Source organism: Brucella pituitosa (assembly GCF_003049685.1).
Classification (GTDB): domain Bacteria; phylum Pseudomonadota; class Alphaproteobacteria; order Rhizobiales; family Rhizobiaceae; genus Brucella; species Brucella pituitosa.
The window spans coordinates 1,023,094-1,041,906 of record NZ_PYSY02000001.1; the positions used below are offsets into that span (position 1 = coordinate 1,023,094).

The following is an 18,813-nucleotide window of genomic DNA, read 5'->3' on the forward strand; positions in this document are numbered from 1 at the left end:
GTTATGAGCCTGCTTGTTGATTTCGAGCTGACTGACGTTGAACCGGAGGAGGGGGCGCCTTTGCCGGAGCGTGTGCTGTCCGGTAATCCGCGTTCCCGCACATGGAACCTCGAAGAAACTGCCGATGGCACGCTCTTCGCAGGCATATGGGAAAGTTCGCCGGGCAAGTGGCGTGTTGAATATGACGAATGGGAGTTTTGTCATATTCTCGCTGGTCATTCGGTTTTGACGGAAGAGGGTGGCGAGGCGCGCACGCTTAAAGCGGGCGATAGCTTTGTCATCCGCCCTGGCTTCAAGGGCACTTGGGAAGTGATCGAAACCACGCGCAAGGAATATGTGATCCGGCTTTAAAGCTGGCGAGGGTATTGAGAGAAGAAAGGCCCGGTCATTGTGACCGGGCCTTTCTTCTTATGCTCCGTAAGGCACCCAGATATTCTTCACCTGAATGGCACGGCGCAGATAATCCCGGCCTTGCCCTTCCGTCTTGTTGAGCCAGTTGGGCTGGCGGCCATTGCTGACCCATGTGGCCTTGAGATTGCCAGCTGATGCCTTTTCGACCATGGCGCTGCCCTCGCGTGAACCAAAATACCAGAGCGCTGCAACCTCATCATGTTCGGCAAGTGTCTTCGTCAGAAGATCGCGTTCGCCGGTGACGATGTTGACCACGCCGCCTGGCACATCGGATGTGTCGAGCACCTGATAGAAATCACCTGCGATCAGCGGATGACGGCTCGAAGGTACGACCACCGTGCGGTTGCCCATGGCAATGGCGGGAAGTATCAGCGAAACGAGCGATAGAAGCGGCGCTTCGTCGGGGCAGACGATGCCCATCACGCCCCATGGCTCGTTCATCGCCAGTGTCACATGACGCGACTTGGTGGAATGAACCGCTCCGTCGAACTTGTCGGCCTGCGCGGCATAATAGAAAATCCGGCGCAGCGCGGTTTCAAATTCCTCTTCCGCTTTTTTCTCGCTGATGCCGGTGTTTTCGATCAGCCGTGCCACGAAATCCGTGCGGCGTGCATCGAGGTTTTCACCAAGATAATAGAGTACCTGCGCTCGGTTGTGCGCCGTCGCCGCGCCCCAGCTTCCAGCCTTGCTTGCAGCTTCCACCGCATTGCGGATGTCCTTGCGGTTGCCGATGCCTGCCTGCCCGATGACCGAGTCGCCCTTGCCGGTGACCGAATAGCTGTAGCCGCCATCCGGACGTGCCTGCTTGCCGCCAATATAGTTTTTCATCGTGCGGTCGATACCGTCGATGGTGATCTTGTCATCGCCGGAGGGTGAAGCTGATGGCACGAAGGCGTCCGTAACCTTGGCCGAGGGGAGCGCTTTCTCCCAATCGGAAACAAGATATTCGTACATGCCTTCGCGTGCGCCCTCGCGACCGAATCCGCTTTCGCGGTAGCCGCCGAAGCCTGCGCCCGCATCCAGCATGTTGGTGCAGTTGATCCAGACGACACCGGCTTTGACGCGGGCTGCAAGATCAAGCGCGACATTGATGTTTTCAGACCAGATCGACGCGGCAAGCCCGTAGCGCGTATTGTTGGCAAGCGAGACGGCTTCGTCCGGCGTGCGGAAGGTTGTTGCTGCCGCAATCGGCCCAAAAATTTCCACCTGACAAACGGTTGATGCCTGATCCACATCGGTGAAGAAGCCGGGGGCGATATAATTGCCTTTGGCCGGAAGCGGGCTCGGCGTCTGCCAGAGCTCACCGCCTTCGTCGATACCCTTTTGGATAAGATCGGAAATGCGCTTCACCTGACCGGGTGAAACGATGGCGCCGACATCGGTGGATTTGTCGAGCGGATCGCCGACGCGTAAACTTTCGAGACGCTTTCTGAGCTTGGCATAGAAGCGGTCGGCAATGCCTTCCTGCACGAGCAAGCGCGATCCTGCGCAGCACACTTCGCCTTGATTGAACCAGATGGCATCGACCACGCCTTCAACTGCGGCATCAAGATCGGCATCTTCAAAGACGATGAAGGGCGATTTTCCGCCCAGTTCCAGCGACAACTTCTTGCCCGATCCGGCAATCTGCTCGCGAATGACACGACCGACCTGTGTCGAGCCGGTGAAGGCCACCTTTTCCACGCCATCATGGCCACAGATTTCCGCGCCGGTGGTGCCATCGCCCTGCACGATGTTGACGACACCGGCGGGCAGGCCGACTTCATGGCAGATCTCGACAAAGGCAATGGCCGAGAGCGGCGTCAGATCGGCGGGTTTCAGCACGACAGTGTTACCGGCGGCCAAAGCTGGTGCGATCTTCCAGGCAAGCATGAGAAGCGGGAAATTCCACGGAATGACCTGACCGCAGACGCCAACGGGCGAAAAGCCCTTGAACTCATCTTCCACCATCTCGGCCCAACCGGCATGATGATAGAAATGACGGGCGGCGAGCGGAATGTCGATGTCGCGGGTTTCGCGGATCGGCTTGCCGTTATCCATGGTTTCCAGCACGGCCAGAAAACGCTCGCGCTTCTGAATATGGCGCGCGATGGCATAGAGATACTTGGCCCGCTCATAGCCCGAAAGTTTGGACCATTTGCCGAAGGCTGTGCGGGCGGCTTTCACTGCCTGATCGACATCATCCGCATTGCCGCAGATGATGTCGGCGAGCTTGTCACCATTGGCCGGATTGGCAACCGAAATTGCCTTGCGGCCTTCCGGTTTGACAAAGGCCCCGTTGATATAGTGGCCGAAAGAACGGCCATGCTGTTCCAGCCACAGGTTCACATCGCCGTTTGCTTCGGGGGAAGGTCCATATTCCATGGTCTTCAGGATGTCCTTGATGGGTCGCATTGAATTCATTCCTTACGAGCATTTCCAGCAAAAGTGCGAAGCGGTTTTGCGTAGGAGAATGCGAAATTCCAAGTTTAAGCAGCAGCGTGACGGTTGGCGGCGGAGTAGCGCCCTGTCACGAAGTGCTCCAATTGCCGTTCGATATCGCCAAGCATCGACGATGCGCCGATGCGGAACAGGTCGGGCTCCAGCCAACGATTGCCGAGTTCTTCCTTCATCAGTGTGAGCCAGGCGAGCGCGTCCTTTGCGGTCTTGAGGCCGCCCGCGGGTTTGAAGCCGACGCTCTGACCGGAAAGCTCGCCATAATCGCGCAGCGCCCGCACCATGGTCAGGCTCACTGGCAAGGTGGCGTTGACGTCTTCCTTGCCCGTCGAGGTCTTGATGAAATCGGAGCCTGCCTGCATCGCCACCATCGAGGCGCGATAGACATTGGTGAGTGTATTGAGATCGCCGGTGGCGAGGATCGCCTTCATATGCGCATCCCCGCAGACTTCGCGCATGGCGGCAATTTCATCGTAAAGCGCTGACCAGTTCTGTGTCAGCACATGCTCGCGCGTAATCACGATGTCGATTTCATGCGCGCCCTGTTCGACGGCATAGGTGATTTCAGCAAGGCGGAGCGGCAGCGGCGTCAGCCCGGCGGGAAAGCCCGTCGCCACCGAGGCAACCGGAATGCCGGAACCTTCAAGCGCCTTCACGGCATGGGGCACCATGGTGGGATAAACGCAGACCGCGCCTGTGGTGATGCCTGCATCTGCAAGGCCGAGCGCTTCCAGAATATCCTCGCGTACCGGGCGGCGCGCCTTGGCGCAGAGCCTGCGCACGCGGCCCGCCGTGTCGTCGCCTGCAAGCGTGGTGAGGTCTATGCACTGGATGGCGCGGATGAGCCACGCCGCCTGATATTCCTTTTTCACCGAACGGCGGGCGCTAATCGTAGCAGCACGGCGCTCGGAAGCGCTGCGATTGACGGATACATCCTCAAACCATTCCGGCTTGAGCGGTGTCCCGTTATTGCGGGGAAGGGCTTCGGTCATTTCATTATCCGTTCATAGGTTCAATTACGATCAGGCGCGTTCGATCAAGGGGGCGTGATCGCGGCAGAACGTTTCGAATTCTTCCTGGCTGGCATAGGCTTTCTGCGTGCCGGGCCGGGTGATGGAATGGGCCGCGTAGAGCGCTGCTTTGCGAAGCGAGGCTTCCACATCGCCGGTCCCGGCGTAGAAGCGGGCAAAGGAGCCGATAAAGGCATCGCCCGCGCCGGTGGTGTCTTTGGGCGTGACCTTGACCGGTGGAATATTAACGATTTCGCTTGCGGTAATCATGCGCGCGCCGCGTCCGCCGAGCGTGACGATGACGGTGCGAATGCCACGCGCAATGAGCGAACGCGCAGCGGTGACGATCTCATCGTCCGTGCCGGTCGGCAGGCCGGAGAGGATTGCCAATTCGCTCTCGTTCGGCACGAGAAAGGTCACCTGCCGGATAAGTTCTGGATCAAGATCAGCGGCGGCAGGCGCAGGATTCAAAATGGTTTCGATGCCGTTTTCAGCAGCGAAAGCGATGGTGTGGTAGACTGTCTCGACCGGAACTTCCATCTGCATCAGGATGAGGCCGCACGCTTTCAGATCGTCGGCAGCCTTGTCGACTTCGGCAGGCAGAAGATCGGCATTGGCGCCCTTGACGATCAGGATCGAGTTTTCACCCGATGGCTCGACGAAGATGGGGGCTACGCCGCTCGATTTGCCTGGAACCTTGCGCACATGGCGCGTATCGACGCCGAACTCGTTCAGGTTGCGGATGGTGTTGTCGGCGAAAATATCGTCGCCCACCCGCGTCACCATCATCACATCTGCGCCAAGGCGTGCAGCAGCCACGGCCTGATTGGCGCCTTTTCCACCACAGCCGATTTCAAATGTCGGGGCTTCCAGCGTTTCACCGGGGCCGGGCATACGGTTCACATAGGTGATGAGGTCCACCATGTTGGAGCCGACCACTCCGATCTTTCTGGTCATGAGACGTTCCTTTGAAATTTCAGAGTGCCTTGATCGTGGCTTCAAACTGTTCGGCGGCGGCTGTATCGAGATAGCCGACGCGTACGGGGAAAACGGCGCGCTCACCCGATGCCAGCACCTGCACATTGTTCTTGGCCTTTTCCGCCAGATAGCCTTCCGGCTCGCAGGTCGAGGGGAGAGCAAAGGCTGCAACCTGAGCGTCCCCGTTCACGAGAATCCAGCGCACGGTTTTTGGGAAGATTTCGGTCGGGTAGGAAATGCCAAATCCGTCGCCCTCGGGAAGCTGCATCATCAGATGGGTGTTGCCTTTGGCATCTTTCGGCAGTCCGCGAATATAGAAGACCTGCTCGGGATCGTAGCGCTCCGGTTCGTCCAGCACTTCCATCGCGGCTGGGTCGGAGGCCAATTCGTCGATCAGCGACAGGTAGTCATTATTGGGTGTCACATGGCCCGGAACGGCTGTACGAACCTGCACGTGATCCGGCGTATAGGGCACCGGCTGGACGATCCGCGCACCTTCCGCATAGGCGAAATTGACATGGCACATATACATCAGCTCCATCGGAGCGGATGAAAGGTTCTCGACATCCATGGTGATGTCGAACAGAGTTTCATCGGCATAAAGCCGCACACTTGGCCGTGCCAGATAATGCGCGCCGAAGCCCATCACATATTCATATTCGCCGGTGATTTCGACAAAGGCGCCGCGCTCGTCATGGCCGAAGAGAAGACCGGCCTTGTCCATCTTTGCGCAGGCCATTTCGCCGTGTAGAAGATGATTGTCCTGAGGCGAAGGGCAGCCATTGCGCAGGATGCCGCTATGGAACGCAAAGCAGCCATAGGTCTCGACGATGGTGGTTGCCGGGCGTGGCATGGAGAAGCTGTTGCCCATGGTCAGCTCGATGCCGTCAAACTCTGCGCCCCAGATCATCTGCCCCATGAAAGGCAGCACAATGATATTGCCGCGTTCGTTCTCGACCAGCAGCGCCTCGATACCGCTTGGATAGCGAAAGGCAGTGACGCTGAGACCGTAAGTATTGGCAACGACATGCGGCTGTTCGACAAAATCCTGACGGCGAAGATGAAATTCGATGTCCTGCATAAGGGATCACCTGCCCTGATTGCGCGATGCGTTGATCGCGATGACGAGAATAAGGAAAGCGCCCCAGATGAAATCGATGAGGTGGTTGGAGAACCGCATCATCTGGAAGCCGGAGGAAAGCAGCATCAGTGCAATCAGCGCGATGGCGACGCCCAGAACACGTCCCTTTCCGCCTGCCGGATTGGTGCCGCCGAGGACGGCAATCAGCACGGCCTGCAGCAGATAGGATGCGCCATAGTCCGACTTGGCGGCATTGGTGCGGCCCGAAAGAATGATCCCGGCTATGGAGGCAAGCACGCCGGTGAGCATGTAGGAATAGAGGACCATGCGATCCTTGCGGATACCAGCAAAGACGGCAGCACGCGGATTGGTGCCGATCAGCATGAGATTGATGCCGAGCGTCGTGCGTGTCAGCAGAATTGCCACGACGATGCAAACCGCAATGAACAACAGGAAAGGTGTGGCGACGCCGAACAGCTTGCCGTTGCCGACCCAGTTCCATGCATCGGGAAAACCGACGATGGCCGGGCCGCCGGTCAGAACCAGAGCAAGTCCCATCAACACTTGTCCGGTGCCGAGTGTGGCAAGGATTGGCGTGATGCGGAGCTTGGCTATGAGCAGGCCGTTGACCAGTCCCGATAGCAGGCCGATCAGCACGGCAAGCAATATGCCGATGATGGTGTAGAACAGCATGCCGGAACCCGACGTCTGTGCCGCCTGTACCATGCTTGAGTGGAAATAAACCCCGGCCACGATGCCCGCCAGATTGGCGATGCCCACCACCGAAAGATCGATGCCGCCTGTCAGCATGGCAATCATCATGGCGACCGAGAGGATGCCCAGCTCCGGCATGATGTAGCTGATGGATTCAAAATTGTAATAGCGCAGGAACTTGTCCGGGTTCATCCAGGTCATCAGCGCAAAGACCAGTATGGTGATGACGATGAGCTGGATGATGTTGTTGTCTCCGCCAAGGATGCGGCGCATGTCGAAAGACTGTTTCATGTCGCGTTCTCCCTTCAGGCGATGCTTTTGCGATCGCGCCATGCGGTGATGGCTGTAGCGATGATGATGATGAGGCCGACCACGACGCGCTGCCACGTGGTGTCTACCTTCATGATGATGAGAGAGTTTTTGACCATCACGAGCATGAAGACGCCCATAAGCGTACCGAGAACCGTGCCGCGTCCGCCGAAGATTGATGCGCCGCCCAGAACCACGGCTGCGATCACGTCCAGCTCCAGCCCGACGAAATCGCGCGGATTGGCAAGCCAGATCATCGAGGAATGCAGAAGGCCCGCGAAACCTGCGAGCGCTCCGGCCACGCAATAGACGAAGAAGATGGTGCGGCGCGTATTGAAGCCGACGCGCTTTGCCGCTTCCGGCGAGCCGCCATAGGCATAAACGCTGCGCCCGATCATCGTATAATTGAGGACCATGTGGATCAGCAGCGCCAGCGCCAGATAGACAAGGAACATTGCGGTCAGGCCGAACGCCGTGCCGGAGGCTGATGTCAGTGAGATCACATCTGTCTTGCCGAATTCGATCAATTCCTTCGGCATCTTGTTGATGTTGACGATGCTGGTGCCGACAAGGCCCAGCACCAGCCCGCGTACGATGGAGCCGGTGCCGAGCGTCACGATCAGCGGGATCATCTTGAAGCGATGGATGATGAAACCGTTGAATGCACCGAGCAGCAGGCCGATCAGTGTCGCCGCCACGAACGGAATGAACACGCCGTCATAGCCGAGATAGACCATGGCGCGGACGGTCAGATACATGGCCGCGATGGCAAAGGCGGTGAAGGAGACGTCGATGCCGCCGGAAATCATCACCAGCAGAACGCCGAGCGCCATGATGCCGATCACGACATTGGAGCGCAGAAGGCCGAAGATATTGTCCAGCGACCAGAAAGCCGGATTGATGAGGCCGATAATGACCATCGCCGCGAAAAGCACGCAGGCAATGATGAATTCGGTGCTGCGAAAGAATTTCATGTGCCGGTTCCTCAATTCAGCGTCTTGAGCCGGTCATTGACGGCATCTTCGGTCATGGTTTCACCGGAAAGTTCGTCGACGAAACGTCCGCGATGCATCACCAGCACACGATTGCAGTTCTGCACCAACTCGGGCACATCGTCGGAAATCATCAGGACGGCGAGACCTTCATCACGGGCAAGCTTGCGGATGATATTGTGGATCTGAGCCTTGGAGCCGACATCGACACCGACAGTCGGCCCGTTGAGGATCAGCACTTTCGCGCCTGTCAAAAGCCAGCGTGCCAGCACCACGCGCTGCGCATTGCCGCCTGACAGGTGATTGACCGGCGTATGCGGGCCGGGGGCAACGATATGCATCGCCGAAAACATGTCGCGCGTCGTGGTGTCAGCCTTCTTGCGGTCGATGAAGAGGCCGCGCACGAATTTCTCGATGGAAGTGACGATGATGTTGCGCTCAATCGATTGGGTCAGGAAAAGCCCCTCCGTGAGACGGTCTTCCGGTACATAGGCGACGCCACAGGCGATCCCTTCCTGTACGGTTTTCGGATGAACAGGCTTGCCTTCGATACGAACAGTGCCGGTGAAATCCGGCTTCATGCCGAAGAGAGCCAAGGCAAGCTCGGTGCGACCAGAGCCGATAAGACCAGAAATACCTACAATTTCACCGGCATGGAGCGTAAGGCTGGCTTTTTCAACTGCACCCGGAACAATCAGATTTTCAATTTCAAGGCTTGGTGGGCTGGTCGCTCCATCGCGCGGAGCCCAATGATAGCTGTGCGCCGTCAACTCCTGGCCGGTCATGGCACGGGTGATTGCCGGTTCGTCAAATTCGTTGATAGGGCCTTCCGCGACTTTCTTGCCATTGCGGAAAACCGTGAGCCGCTCGCTGATTTCCAGCATTTCGCGCATCTTGTGGCTGACGAAGAGTACGGCGATACCCTGCGCCTGAATATCACGCACGATCTTGAACAGCGCATCGACTTCATGCCGGGTGAGGGCGGTTGTAGGTTCATCCATGATCAGAAGCCGCGCATCAGCCATAACGGCGCGCGCAATTGCCACGATCTGCTTGCCGGAGGTCGGCAGGCTGTCCACATCGGCATCCAGATCCATCTGAACGCCAAGACGGTCGAGCGCCTGCTGCGCAAGTTCGCGCACGCGCTTCCAGTCCACAGCCTTGCGGCCTTCCATGAGAAATGTATTGATCGCAAGGTTCTCTGCGACCGTCAGATTCCCGAATAGCGAAAAGTCCTGATAAATAACCTGAATGCCGTGATGCACGGATTTGACGGGATCAAGCTTGCCGACGGTCCTGCCGTCGATAAGGATTTCACCGTCTTCAGGCGTGTAAACACCAGACATGATTTTGATTACAGTGGATTTGCCAGAGCCATTTTCGCCTGCAAGGCAGTGAATTTCGCCCGGCTTGATGGCAAGAGATACGTCGTCCAGCGCCTTAACGCCGCCGAAGCGCTTGCCGATATGGCGCAATTCGATGAGATTCTCAGTCATGAAGGCCTCGTACAAGGCTACAAATGCAAATGCAGATGGAGAAGGAGAAAGAGGCGAGGGCCTCTTTCTCCGGTTCAGCAACGATTAGAAATCGTACTGATCCATGTTTTCCTTGGTTACACCGACCCAGCCAGCACCATAGAGCAGGTTCGGCTTTGCGGCGTCCGGCGCAAGCAGGCTTTCATAGCCCGGCAGGCCCAGATTGAGACCGGCTTTGATCTGGTCGTTTTTCTTTTCAAGCGCTGCGACCGCCAGCATGTTCATGGCATAGCCAGCAACTGCCGGGTCCCAGAACTGAATGTACTGAACGTCGTCATTCTTGATGTATTCACCGGCCACCGACACAAGACCCGTGCCTGCGAAGGAGACTTTGCCCTTAAGGCCACCTTCGGCAATCAGACGGCCAGCACCAGCAGAAGTTGGCATTGGAGCGCCGAGAATGCCGGTGATGTCCGGATAAGCGGTCATCGCTTCTTTAAGCTTGTTATAGTCGGTGTTCGCATCGTCATAGGTTTCGAGACGGCCGGTTGCTTCTGCCATTTCCGGGAAGTTGGCCTTCTGGTATTCGACGGCACCGTCGATCCATTCCATCTGCGACTTGGACGTCAGGCTGCCGACAGTAGCAACATACTTGCCCTTGCCACCCATCGACTTGCCGAGTTCCTTCATGAGATTGGCGCCGTAAGCCTTGTTGTCGAAGGCTTCGATGTCATAGTCGACGTTCTGAATGTTGGATGCTTCGTGGCTGATGACCACGATGCCGCGTTCACGAGCCTTCTTCAGAACTGGTTCAACAGCTTCGACGGAGAAGGGCACGATGGCAATGGCGTCAACGCCCTGTGCAATCAGATTTTCGACGATCTGCACCTGAGCCGCAGCATCTGCCTGGCTCGGGCCGACCATCCATACGTCGTTGCCGGTATCTGTCTTGAACTGTTCGACACCATCACGCATACGGTCGAACCAGGCAATCCCGTCGACCTTAACGACTGTCGCAATCGTGTATTTCTTGTCGTTGGCAGTGGTGATCAGATCTTTGTTGATCTTGGATGTATCGACGACGCCTTCAGCAAAAGCATGTGGTACGGCAACAGACATGGCAATAGCCATGGACGCTATAAATTTCTTCACCGGTATTTCCTCCCTGGAAACGAATAGCCCCCGCCCAAACGCATCATCGTCAGACGAGATTGGTGACTACTGATCTCTACGCTGGTGCTTTGCAGTTTGTTACTGACACCAGTGTCTCCTTCTTTGCAGCGCTAAAGGCCGCAAATTCCTCTCTTTGGCACCGGCCGCATGACGCGCTGCCGTTGCCATAAATTCTTGTTGTCAGAATCTCCCGATAATGCGAATTATAATGTTACAATTCGATCATTATGTTTGGATCGTTTCATATTTCTGTTCGACCTGTCAAGTATGTGTCGTCGCAATTGCACCAATTGATGCGGCAAGCTAAACGAAGGTGAGCAGCAACCGAAATGGGGAATCAGTGAGCAGAATCAGCCGTAAAGACGAACGGATTGCCGAACTCGCAGCCCTTGTGGATGAAACAGGGGTCGTGCGTATTCGCGATGCGGCCTTGAGGCTCGGCGTTTCGGAGATGACAATCCGGCGTGATATTGGCAATGATACCGGGCCGCTCAATTGTTTGGGGGGGTACATTATTCCTGTCCAGGATAATGGAAACGGCAGCGATTATGTCTTTGATTTTGAAAAAGACTGTCACGCCAATGCCAAGATGCAGGCATGTGCCGCCGCCGTCGCGCTTATCGAGCCGCATGATACGGTCTTCATCGATTGTGGCACGACAACGCCGCATCTGGCGCAGTTGATCCCGCACAACCAGCATATCACCGTGGTTTGTTATTCCCTGAATATTGCCGAGATTCTATCTCGTCGGGATGATGTCCGGCTGATCGTGCTTGGTGGTGTTTATCATCCCGAAGCGGCATCTTTTTCGAGCGACGAGGGTATTGAAGTGCTCAAGCGGATCAATATCAACAAGGCGTTCTTGTCAGCAGGCGGGGTCGATGAACAGCACGGTGTAACCTGCTCTCATTTCCATGAAGTGCCGGTCAAACAAATGGCGATGCAGCGAGCATTGCAGAAGCATCTCGTCGTTGATGAAAGCAAATTCGGCAAGGTCCGCGCCGCACGCTTTGCAGGGGTGGTGGATTTTAATTCAATTGTTTCAGGTTAACAATTTGCGTTCCAAAGCTTTCTGCGGCTGACTTTCAGGAGACCTTTGGTGCAGTTCAAGTTTTCTCTACCTGCTCTCATCGTAACCATTGCTCTGCTCGTCGCGTTGGCTCTCTTAGCCACGGCAGGCGCTGGTCTGGGCTGGATAAGAAGCTTTCTTGGCGATGTGATCGCAGTGATCTTTGTCTATTCAGCATTCCGCATCATGATTGACGGGAACAGGGTTTTGTTGGCTTTTGCAGCGTTCTTGGTTGGAGCTGCTATCGAGCTGGGCCAGTATCTCGCAAAAATAACGGGCGTTGAAATTGGCAATCGAGCCCTGCGGATTATTCTTGGCGCAACACCTGACTGGCTTGACGTTTTGGCTTATGGACTGGGTGCCGTGCTTATTATTGCATTTCTGGCGCTTAACAGAGGCTTGAAGCTTGCTCGCCGCGCCTGAGTTTTTGCGAACAAACTTTCTTTGAACACAATGTCGGTTTATACGACGCGACATAGGCATTGCTTATGAGCGCTGGAACGCGTCTGTCGCTCGCAATAGCCTCCATCAATTGACGCTTTTGACCACGGATGTACTGGCACTGGTAGACATTGATGATCAGGAAGGTCGGTGCATTTTTGCCCCGGCCTTTTTTGTTGTGCTGATTTCCTCCGAGCGCAATTTATCAGATTAGAGCGTGATGTTTTTAAGTTGAATCGTTATCCCGCTCTAAACTTTTGCTTGAGCATGACTTTATCCGAAAGCCGGTTCCCACTTTTCGGAATCATGCTCTAAGAGAGAGGTATTTAAGACGTAGTGGCGGATTGGCGCGGAGAGCTAACTCGACCGCGACATATCCTTAGCTTTTATTGAAGTGCGTAGTCGCTACGTCTTAAAGCTCAACCAAATATAATTACCGATTAGTATCGGCGGCGAATAAAGAGCCCGGCAAGCACAGATATCGTGACCGTTACGGTGAGCAGAATAAAGGCGAGGGCTGCACCGAGCGGCCAGTTTGCCTTGTTCAGTATTTCCGTCACAATCATCGGTGCCATCATTCGGAAAGATGGACCGCCAAGAAGTACCGGCGTGGCGTATGCATTCATAGTCAGAATGAAAGACAGAACCGAAGCTGCAAGAAGGCCAGGCATGATCTGTGGCAAGCGGACAAGCATAAAGCTCTGCAATGGCGACGCCCCGAGGCTTGCTGAGGCGTAATCAATATTCTCGTCCAATCCCTCAAAAACACTTTGCAGAGTCAGAACGACATAGGGAAGATTGACTGCAGTTATGCCGATGAACACCGCCGTCGGTGTCTGCATGATCGTCAGTGGCGTGTCGATGATACCGATCTTCATGAGAAGAAAATTCAGCACACCGGTTTGACCGAAAGCCACCATCCAGCCTGCAGCACGAACAGCATTCGAGATAAACAGCGGTAAGATAACTGCCATTAGAAGCAACGTTTTAAGGCTACCGCTTTGGCGCGAAATCCAGTTTGCCAGTGGTAAGCTGAGTATTATGCAGACTGCGGTAACTGACCCAGCCATGAGCAGGGTCGTACCCATGCCTTTTAGGTAATATGTGTCGGTAAAGAATGTTGCAAAGTTTGCTAAAGTGAAGCCCTGCATCAAGAATTCGCCGGGCACAAAATCATTGAAACTATAGCGCAACAGGTAGAGCAGCGGCAGGGCCATGAACACGATGACCAGCCCGGTCGCAGGCATGAGAAGTGCGGCGGCGGAGAAAGAAGTTTTTTGCATGGCTATACCGAGAAAGTTAGAGCTGTACCTGTCTGGCCAAGCCAGACAGGCCGTGGCAACAATCAGGCCTTGAACTCTTTGTTCCACCAGTTTTGCAGATCAGCATCCGCTTTCGCGACGTATTCGAGATCGGGGAGTACAAATTTTTCGCGTTGCTCTGATGTGTAATCAACGGCTGATGCGAGTTCATCGGGCAACTTGACCTCGGCATTTGTCGGCGCATATCCCATCTGCTCTGCAAATGCAGACTGAGGCGTCTGTTCAAGCATGGCATTTAGATACTGATATGCGGCTGCCTTGTTTGGTGCGTTTTTAGGCACACTCATATCCGAGAGGTAGAGGCCAATGCCTTCCTTCGGAATAGCAATTTCAATATCGATGCCTGCCTTTTTCCACATGTAACCGCGTGCATTCCACATGATGCACATTACGATTTCACCGGACTTAAGTGCTTGTGCGAGAGCTTCATTTGTCGGGTAGATTTTAACGCCCTGCTTCTTCAATTCCAGCAGCTTGGCCTTGCCTGGCTCGTAGTCCGAAGGACCACCGCCAGCAATCATCGCGGCAGATTCAATCGTCGTCTGATACTGGAGATCGATTACACCTACACGACCGGCATATTTCGGGTCCCACAAGTCAGCGTAGGACGTCGGTGCGGGACTAACCTGCTTCGGATTATAAAGAATAACGCGACCAGTATAGATATGCGGGATCGAATAATTTGTACGAATGAAGGGCAGAACCTTACTCAGGTTGGGAACCTTGGTCTCATCCAGCTCTTCAGTCAGTCCGTTCTGGAACATCTCAAAGCTACCCTGTCGGGTAAGGCAGGCAATATCCATCGATCCGCGCGGCAAACGCCGTTCCGCCAACAGTTTTGCCCTGCGCACTGTATCTGTCGCGGGATCATAGATGACCTGTGTTCCACTGCCCTTCAGGGTGCCATCCGCGATATTGATTTGTTGCAGATTCTGATAGTCACCACCCCAGGTACCAACCACAAGCCGTCCAGCGGCTTTGGCAAAAGAAGGCAGCATCGTAGACGCCAGAAGGCTACCGGAAAGAATTCCAAAAGTCCGTCTGCTTATTTTGGTCATGTTAATTCCCCTTTTAATCGTTGATTGACTGTTCCCGGAGGTCTGCCGCCTCGTTCGGGAATGAGTGGCTAAAGCAACACGACGTCCTCCGGCGCGATGCTAATTGTTATCGAGGTATCAGGATTAAGGTTGATGCCGGCCTCATTGAGTTCGCGTGGCGAAGCAACGGCTGTCAGATGCTGGCCGTCGGCAAGCACGAGATCAATTTCGACCATGCCACCCAGGAACACATGCTTTTTGATAATTGCTGTCTGATTGTTCTGAGCGGAAGGTAAGGGCGCTTTGCTCAAACGTAGTGCTTCTGGTCGGATAAGTACCTCGGTTGCCACGTTGGAACTCTGAGCGGCATGAAACTGCACACCTCCATCGGTCGTAAAACTCCCATTTCCAGTTGCTTTTCCGGTTAGAAAATTTGCACGACCAATAAAATCAGCAACAAAGCGGTTTGCGGGCTGCTTGTACAATTGTTCCGCATTGCCGATCTGTTCAATCACTCCGGAACGCATCAGCACCAACCGGTCGCCGACCGACATGGCCTCTTCCTGATCGTGGGTGACCATAATTGTCGTGATACCAAGTGACTTTTGCAGGCTACGAAGCTCGTCACGCACTTGCAGACGCAAGCGTGCATCCAGATTGGACAATGGTTCATCAAGGAGCAGCATGTCGGGCCGGATTGCGATAGCGCGAGCAATCGCGACACGCTGTTGCTGACCGCCGGATAGCTGCTTTGGTAAGCGGTCCATCAAATGCGCAAGATCCACAAGTTCCAGAGCATGCTGCACACGACTTTTCAGTTCGGGTTCCGCCACCTTTCGGCGGCGCAGACCAAAGGCAACATTCTCGAAAATGCTCAGATGCGGGAAAAGCGCATAATTCTGAAACACCAGACCAATATTGCGTCGATGCGGCGGCTCGTAGGTGATTTCCCGGCTTCCCAGACGCATGGTTCCGGCATCTGGTTCAATAAAACCAGCCAGCATGCGCAAAGTTGTCGTCTTCCCACAGCCTGATGGCCCCAAAAAGATAAGGAATTCGCCCTCATGAACCTCAAGCGTCATATCGGACACGGCCTTGAAAGCCCCGTAGGTTTTGGTCAGTCCCTGAATTTGAACGTCAGCCATCAGACCATCCTCGAAATATTTACAAAGCGATTGGAAATCATCAGCATAAGCGCCACAAAGAGCACCTGCAGGACAGAAACGGCGGCGATTGTCGGATCAATTTTCCATTCCAGATACTGCATCATTGCAACTGGAAGCGTCACCTGACCGGGACCAGAAAGGAATATAGAGACCTCCAGATTGCCGAAACTGACGACGAAGGAGAATACAGCGGCTGCGAAAATCCCCGGCTTGATAAGCGGTAGCGTTACCAACCAAACAACTGTCGCTGGCTTGGCTCCAAGTGATGCTGCAGCCTCTTCGACAGACATGTTCACGCCTTCAAGCGAAGCAAGAAGTAAGCGGATACACCAAGGAATTGTCAGCAAAACATGCCCTGCCACAAAGACACCGGTTGAACCGACAATCGGTGCGCCAGACGCAATTTCAATTTCAACAGCCGTCACGTACAGCGCGGCACCAATAACGATTGCTGGCACCGTAAGAGGTGACATCAAAAGCTGGATCAAAGCACTGCGACCACGAAAACTCTGCCGCACAATCACCATAGCCGCAGGAACGGAAACCAGAAGACCGGCCAGCATCGCAAAGCTTGCGACAGCTATAGAAAGCAGGAAACCACTCAGAAACTGAGGTTGGCGAAAGGCTTCCGAGAACCAGTGAAGTGAGTAGCCTTCGACTGGCAAAGACAGTATCTCATTCGAGATCACAGACAGCCAGAAAACCAGCACCAGGGGCAGAAGCATCAGCACAAGGCTGAATGCAATCATTGTCGCTGCTCCCAATCGTCCCAGGCGCTCTGTAAGAGATTTGCCTCGGACCATCGACTTACTCCGCCAGGGTGTTTTTATGAAAGACGCCGCCCTTCATGATGGCAGTCAAACACTCGTCGTGACGTTCCAATGTGGTGATATCTTCCAGCGGGTTGCCATCCACAATCAGAAGGTCGGCAAAGGCACCGGGCATAATCACCCCAATTTCGTCTTCCATGCCGCAGAGCTTTGCCGAAACCCTTGTTGCTGAATGCAACACTTCGCGATTGGTCAAAACGCTTGCGCGCAATGAAAATTCCATCGATTGATACTTGTGAAGTTGCCCGAGAAGATCTGATCCGAATGCCATTGGAAGACCGGCATCACGCATAATTGCCAGCGACTCCAACCCGCCACGACGCACCGTATCAATCTTGGCTTGGGAATCCGCACCTAACCCGAAGTTTGCACCTTCCAGGGCCAAGCCCTCATAAGCAACCAGTGTTGGACAGGCAATTGCTCCAGCCTCAGCGGCGAGCTTTGCTGTTTCAGGTGTTATGAGATTGCAATGTTCAAGAGATTTGACACCGCATTCAACTGCACGGCGAATGGAGGCGTCTGAATATGTGTGAGCTGCAACGTAAAGCCCATAATTCTCGGCTTCTTCCACGATGGCGCAAATTTCTTCGCGCGAATATTGCAGCACGTGAATGGGATCATTGGGAGAGGCGACACCGCCATTGGCCATGATTTTGATGAACTGCGCACCATTCTTGATTTCTTCGCGAGAAGCGCGGCGAACTTCATCAACGCCATCGGCAATGCGTCCCAGACTTCCAAGTCGCGATTCGTGCAAGGGACGATTGTCGTAGCGCTTCCGGTAATCGCCATGGCCGACCGTCTGACTCAAGGCCTTACCGCAGATAACCAGACGAGGGGCTTCAACTGCTCCTTCATCGACAGCAAGTTTCAAGCCAAGATCAGCGCCTGCCAAATCGCGCAGAGTTGTAAAACCACGCATAAGCATGTCGCGCATAATCTTGGCGCTGCGCAGAGCGATCAGGGAAGTTGGCAGAGCTGCATTCTCAGCGAGATCGACGAGCGTGGCTGCCACGTGAACATGTGCATCGACGAGGCCTGGCATCAATGTGCGGCCGGCAAGATCAATTCTCTGCGCATCTGGAGCATCGATCGGCTGGTCACTGACAGCAACAATGCGGTCTCCCTCGACCAGCACCTCAAGTCCCGACTTGAGTACGCCGTGGTCAACATCAAGAACCTGGCCACCGAAAAACACAAAACTCGTCATTGTTCATTCCCCATAATGCGCCAGTTTCGACGCTTGTATACAACAAGTATATTAGTCGCATCCTTGCACGAGGTTTGGGGTTTGTCTACATAAAAACAGGTTAGCTTGTTTTTTTGTTGAAAGCCAGTGTATGCCACTGTTTTAATTTATATTTAGAAAGGGGTGGGTGGCCGCATGTGTTGATTCTCGATGCAGTTCGCTTAATATTGAGGCAGTTATTTAATCCGTTGTCATCTGTAGAGACCTCACCTAATGAACAGCTCCGCTAAACCGATCAGGGCTCAAAATTCGGCGCACTTGCGTAGAAAAACGCAAGCGGAACGCTCGTCATCCACCCGGTCGAGAGTTTGCCAGGCAACACTTGAAGCGCTCGCTGAAGTTGGCCACGGGCTTATTTCGACAGCTATGATCGCGCAAAAGGCAAAAGTTTCGCGTGGCGCGCTGACACACCAGTTTCCTTCGCGCAATGATTTGCTCGTTGCGGCGCTTCACCAGCTTCATGAGGATTGGGAGATAGTTCATCCTGTTGCAGCAAACCCGGATGAGACACGTTATTCACTCGCTGAACTAACTGAAACGCTGTGGCTCAATATCTTCGCCGACCCGCGATACATTGCAGCCATTGAATTGATGCTTGCAGCGCGGTTGGATAACGAATTGGGGCAGAGGTTACGCGATGAAATGAAGCGATGGGTTGATATACGTGATTTGCGCGTATCGAAGTTGGTGGGTTTTGAACCCGACAACGAAGCGGACACCTTAAAACTTCATCTCATATTGTCGGTGCTGCGCGGCATAGCGGTACATCAGAGTTTTGATCCGGACATTGCAACCGGTCGAAAACTTGTAGACCTCTGGAAAAAGATATTGAGCGAGATAGGCTATAATCCCCCCAATTTTAACGGAGTTCAGCAGTAGAATTTACACAGCAGTTCCAGCTTCTGTAGGGGGAATTCCGCCGATGCCCACATATTGGGTCGTTCGTTGTTTTGCGCCCATAGTCAATATATTGCGAATTTCTGAGTCTCGTTGATATTCTGAGGACATGCTGAACTGAACGGGCCGGCTTCGATAGCAAGGTCGTTCGCATGATTACTTGCCCTCGTGCTTTGGGCCGTTCATGGTGTCCTCCGTTTTGAATGGAGGTAGGACTGAGCGA

17 protein-coding genes are annotated in these 18,813 nt (G+C 54.5%); 4 read left to right on the top strand and 13 right to left on the bottom strand.

Translation table 11 applies throughout. The annotated features are described in order from the left end of the window. Nucleotides 1-3 precede the first annotated feature (3 nt). Nucleotides 4-351, top strand: coding sequence for a cupin domain-containing protein (locus C9380_RS05090; RefSeq protein ID WP_024897458.1), 348 nt, complete (start codon nucleotides 4-6; stop codon nucleotides 349-351). Between the two features lie 57 nt (nucleotides 352-408). Here the strand turns inward: C9380_RS05090 and C9380_RS05095 are convergent, their stop codons facing one another. The 8 genes from C9380_RS05095 to C9380_RS05130 all read right to left on the bottom strand — a co-directional run bounded on the left by C9380_RS05095 (nucleotide 409) and on the right by C9380_RS05130 (nucleotide 10,558). Further along, entirely contained in the window at nucleotides 409-2,805 is a 2,397-nt protein-coding gene (locus C9380_RS05095; protein ID WP_164844635.1) for an aldehyde dehydrogenase family protein, read from the bottom strand. Nucleotides 2,806-2,879: 74 nt separating this feature from the next. Beyond that, complete coding sequence (deoC, locus tag C9380_RS05100; protein WP_029928241.1) at nucleotides 2,880-3,839, bottom strand: deoxyribose-phosphate aldolase; 960 nt, start codon at nucleotides 3,837-3,839, stop codon at nucleotides 2,880-2,882. A 30-nt stretch (nucleotides 3,840-3,869) separates the two neighbouring features. Next, entirely contained in the window at nucleotides 3,870-4,814 is a 945-nt protein-coding gene (rbsK, locus tag C9380_RS05105) for a ribokinase (RefSeq protein WP_100559223.1), read from the bottom strand. A 19-nt stretch (nucleotides 4,815-4,833) separates the two neighbouring features. Then, complete coding sequence (locus C9380_RS05110) at nucleotides 4,834-5,916, bottom strand: aldose 1-epimerase family protein (RefSeq protein WP_111787590.1); 1,083 nt, start codon at nucleotides 5,914-5,916, stop codon at nucleotides 4,834-4,836. 6 nt (nucleotides 5,917-5,922) lie between these two features. After that, a complete protein-coding gene (locus C9380_RS05115) occupies nucleotides 5,923-6,921 on the bottom strand; it encodes an ABC transporter permease (protein ID WP_024897463.1) in 999 nt (332 codons plus the stop codon). Nucleotides 6,922-6,935: 14 nt separating this feature from the next. Then, nucleotides 6,936-7,913, bottom strand: a complete 978-nt coding sequence (locus tag C9380_RS05120) for an ABC transporter permease (protein ID WP_024897464.1) — start codon at nucleotides 7,911-7,913, stop codon at nucleotides 6,936-6,938. An 11-nt stretch (nucleotides 7,914-7,924) separates the two neighbouring features. Next, the gene (locus C9380_RS05125) at nucleotides 7,925-9,427 is read right to left on the bottom strand and encodes a sugar ABC transporter ATP-binding protein (RefSeq protein ID WP_024897465.1); all 1,503 of its coding nucleotides are present in this window, start codon (nucleotides 9,425-9,427) and stop codon (nucleotides 7,925-7,927) included. Between the two features lie 84 nt (nucleotides 9,428-9,511). Further along, on the bottom strand, nucleotides 9,512-10,558 hold the full coding sequence (locus C9380_RS05130) for an autoinducer 2 ABC transporter substrate-binding protein (RefSeq protein WP_024897466.1): 1,047 nt from the start codon (nucleotides 10,556-10,558) through the stop codon (nucleotides 9,512-9,514). A gap of 361 nt (nucleotides 10,559-10,919) precedes the next feature. On the opposite strand from C9380_RS05130, the gene C9380_RS05135 reads away from it, so the two are divergent. Together C9380_RS05135 and C9380_RS05140 are read left to right on the top strand one after the other, a co-directional pair. Then, nucleotides 10,920-11,630: a DeoR/GlpR family DNA-binding transcription regulator gene (locus C9380_RS05135; RefSeq protein ID WP_024897467.1), complete on the top strand. Its 711-nt coding sequence runs from the start codon at nucleotides 10,920-10,922 to the stop codon at nucleotides 11,628-11,630. A gap of 48 nt (nucleotides 11,631-11,678) precedes the next feature. After that, the gene (locus tag C9380_RS05140) at nucleotides 11,679-12,071 is read left to right on the top strand and encodes a ribosomal maturation YjgA family protein (RefSeq protein ID WP_024897468.1); all 393 of its coding nucleotides are present in this window, start codon (nucleotides 11,679-11,681) and stop codon (nucleotides 12,069-12,071) included. A gap of 458 nt (nucleotides 12,072-12,529) precedes the next feature. On the opposite strand, the gene C9380_RS05145 is transcribed toward C9380_RS05140, so the two are convergent. From C9380_RS05145 to C9380_RS05165, 5 genes are all read right to left on the bottom strand, one after another. After that, nucleotides 12,530-13,372 (bottom strand): ABC transporter permease, encoded by an 843-nt coding sequence (locus C9380_RS05145; RefSeq protein ID WP_235822332.1) that lies wholly within the window; start codon nucleotides 13,370-13,372, stop codon nucleotides 12,530-12,532. Nucleotides 13,373-13,434: 62 nt separating this feature from the next. Next, nucleotides 13,435-14,469, bottom strand: coding sequence for an ABC transporter substrate-binding protein (locus C9380_RS05150; RefSeq protein WP_036567218.1), 1,035 nt, complete (start codon nucleotides 14,467-14,469; stop codon nucleotides 13,435-13,437). Between the two features lie 68 nt (nucleotides 14,470-14,537). Further along, on the bottom strand, nucleotides 14,538-15,593 hold the full coding sequence (locus C9380_RS05155) for an ABC transporter ATP-binding protein (RefSeq protein WP_024897471.1): 1,056 nt from the start codon (nucleotides 15,591-15,593) through the stop codon (nucleotides 14,538-14,540). Further along, complete coding sequence (locus C9380_RS05160) at nucleotides 15,593-16,363, bottom strand: ABC transporter permease (protein WP_051514755.1); 771 nt, start codon at nucleotides 16,361-16,363, stop codon at nucleotides 15,593-15,595. Before C9380_RS05160 ends, C9380_RS05155 begins: the two co-directional genes overlap by 1 nt. Nucleotides 16,364-16,421: 58 nt before the next feature. Then, nucleotides 16,422-17,654 carry a metal-dependent hydrolase family protein gene (locus C9380_RS05165; protein WP_111787596.1) on the bottom strand — a complete coding sequence of 411 codons (1,233 nt, stop codon included), beginning with the start codon at nucleotides 17,652-17,654 and terminating at the stop codon, nucleotides 16,422-16,424. A 252-nt stretch (nucleotides 17,655-17,906) separates the two neighbouring features. Between C9380_RS05165 and C9380_RS05170 the strand changes: the two genes are divergently transcribed. Further along, a complete protein-coding gene (locus C9380_RS05170; protein WP_128093153.1) occupies nucleotides 17,907-18,572 on the top strand; it encodes a TetR/AcrR family transcriptional regulator in 666 nt (221 codons plus the stop codon). The last annotated feature ends 241 nt before the right edge of the window (nucleotides 18,573-18,813 follow it).

What these genes read in the sequence shown, in the direction of transcription:
- C9380_RS05090 (WP_024897458.1), top strand. Translation starts at nt 4, where the DNA reads ATGAGCCTGCTTGTTGATTTCGAGCTGACTGACGTTGAACCGGAGGAG.
- C9380_RS05095 (WP_164844635.1), bottom strand. Translation starts at nt 2,805, where the DNA reads ATGCGACCCATCAAGGACATCCTGAAGACCATGGAATATGGACCTTCC.
- deoC (WP_029928241.1), bottom strand. Translation starts at nt 3,839, where the DNA reads ATGACCGAAGCCCTTCCCCGCAATAACGGGACACCGCTCAAGCCGGAA.
- rbsK (WP_100559223.1), bottom strand. Translation starts at nt 4,814, where the DNA reads ATGACCAGAAAGATCGGAGTGGTCGGCTCCAACATGGTGGACCTCATC.
- C9380_RS05110 (WP_111787590.1), bottom strand. Translation starts at nt 5,916, where the DNA reads ATGCAGGACATCGAATTTCATCTTCGCCGTCAGGATTTTGTCGAACAG.
- C9380_RS05115 (WP_024897463.1), bottom strand. Translation starts at nt 6,921, where the DNA reads ATGAAACAGTCTTTCGACATGCGCCGCATCCTTGGCGGAGACAACAAC.
- C9380_RS05120 (WP_024897464.1), bottom strand. Translation starts at nt 7,913, where the DNA reads ATGAAATTCTTTCGCAGCACCGAATTCATCATTGCCTGCGTGCTTTTC.
- C9380_RS05125 (WP_024897465.1), bottom strand. Translation starts at nt 9,427, where the DNA reads ATGACTGAGAATCTCATCGAATTGCGCCATATCGGCAAGCGCTTCGGC.
- C9380_RS05145 (WP_235822332.1), bottom strand. Translation starts at nt 13,372, where the DNA reads ATGCAAAAAACTTCTTTCTCCGCCGCCGCACTTCTCATGCCTGCGACC.
- C9380_RS05150 (WP_036567218.1), bottom strand. Translation starts at nt 14,469, where the DNA reads ATGACCAAAATAAGCAGACGGACTTTTGGAATTCTTTCCGGTAGCCTT.
- C9380_RS05155 (WP_024897471.1), bottom strand. Translation starts at nt 15,593, where the DNA reads ATGGCTGACGTTCAAATTCAGGGACTGACCAAAACCTACGGGGCTTTC.
- C9380_RS05160 (WP_051514755.1), bottom strand. Translation starts at nt 16,363, where the DNA reads ATGATTGCATTCAGCCTTGTGCTGATGCTTCTGCCCCTGGTGCTGGTT.
- C9380_RS05165 (WP_111787596.1), bottom strand. Translation starts at nt 17,654, where the DNA reads ATGACGAGTTTTGTGTTTTTCGGTGGCCAGGTTCTTGATGTTGACCAC.
- C9380_RS05170 (WP_128093153.1), top strand. Translation starts at nt 17,907, where the DNA reads ATGAACAGCTCCGCTAAACCGATCAGGGCTCAAAATTCGGCGCACTTG.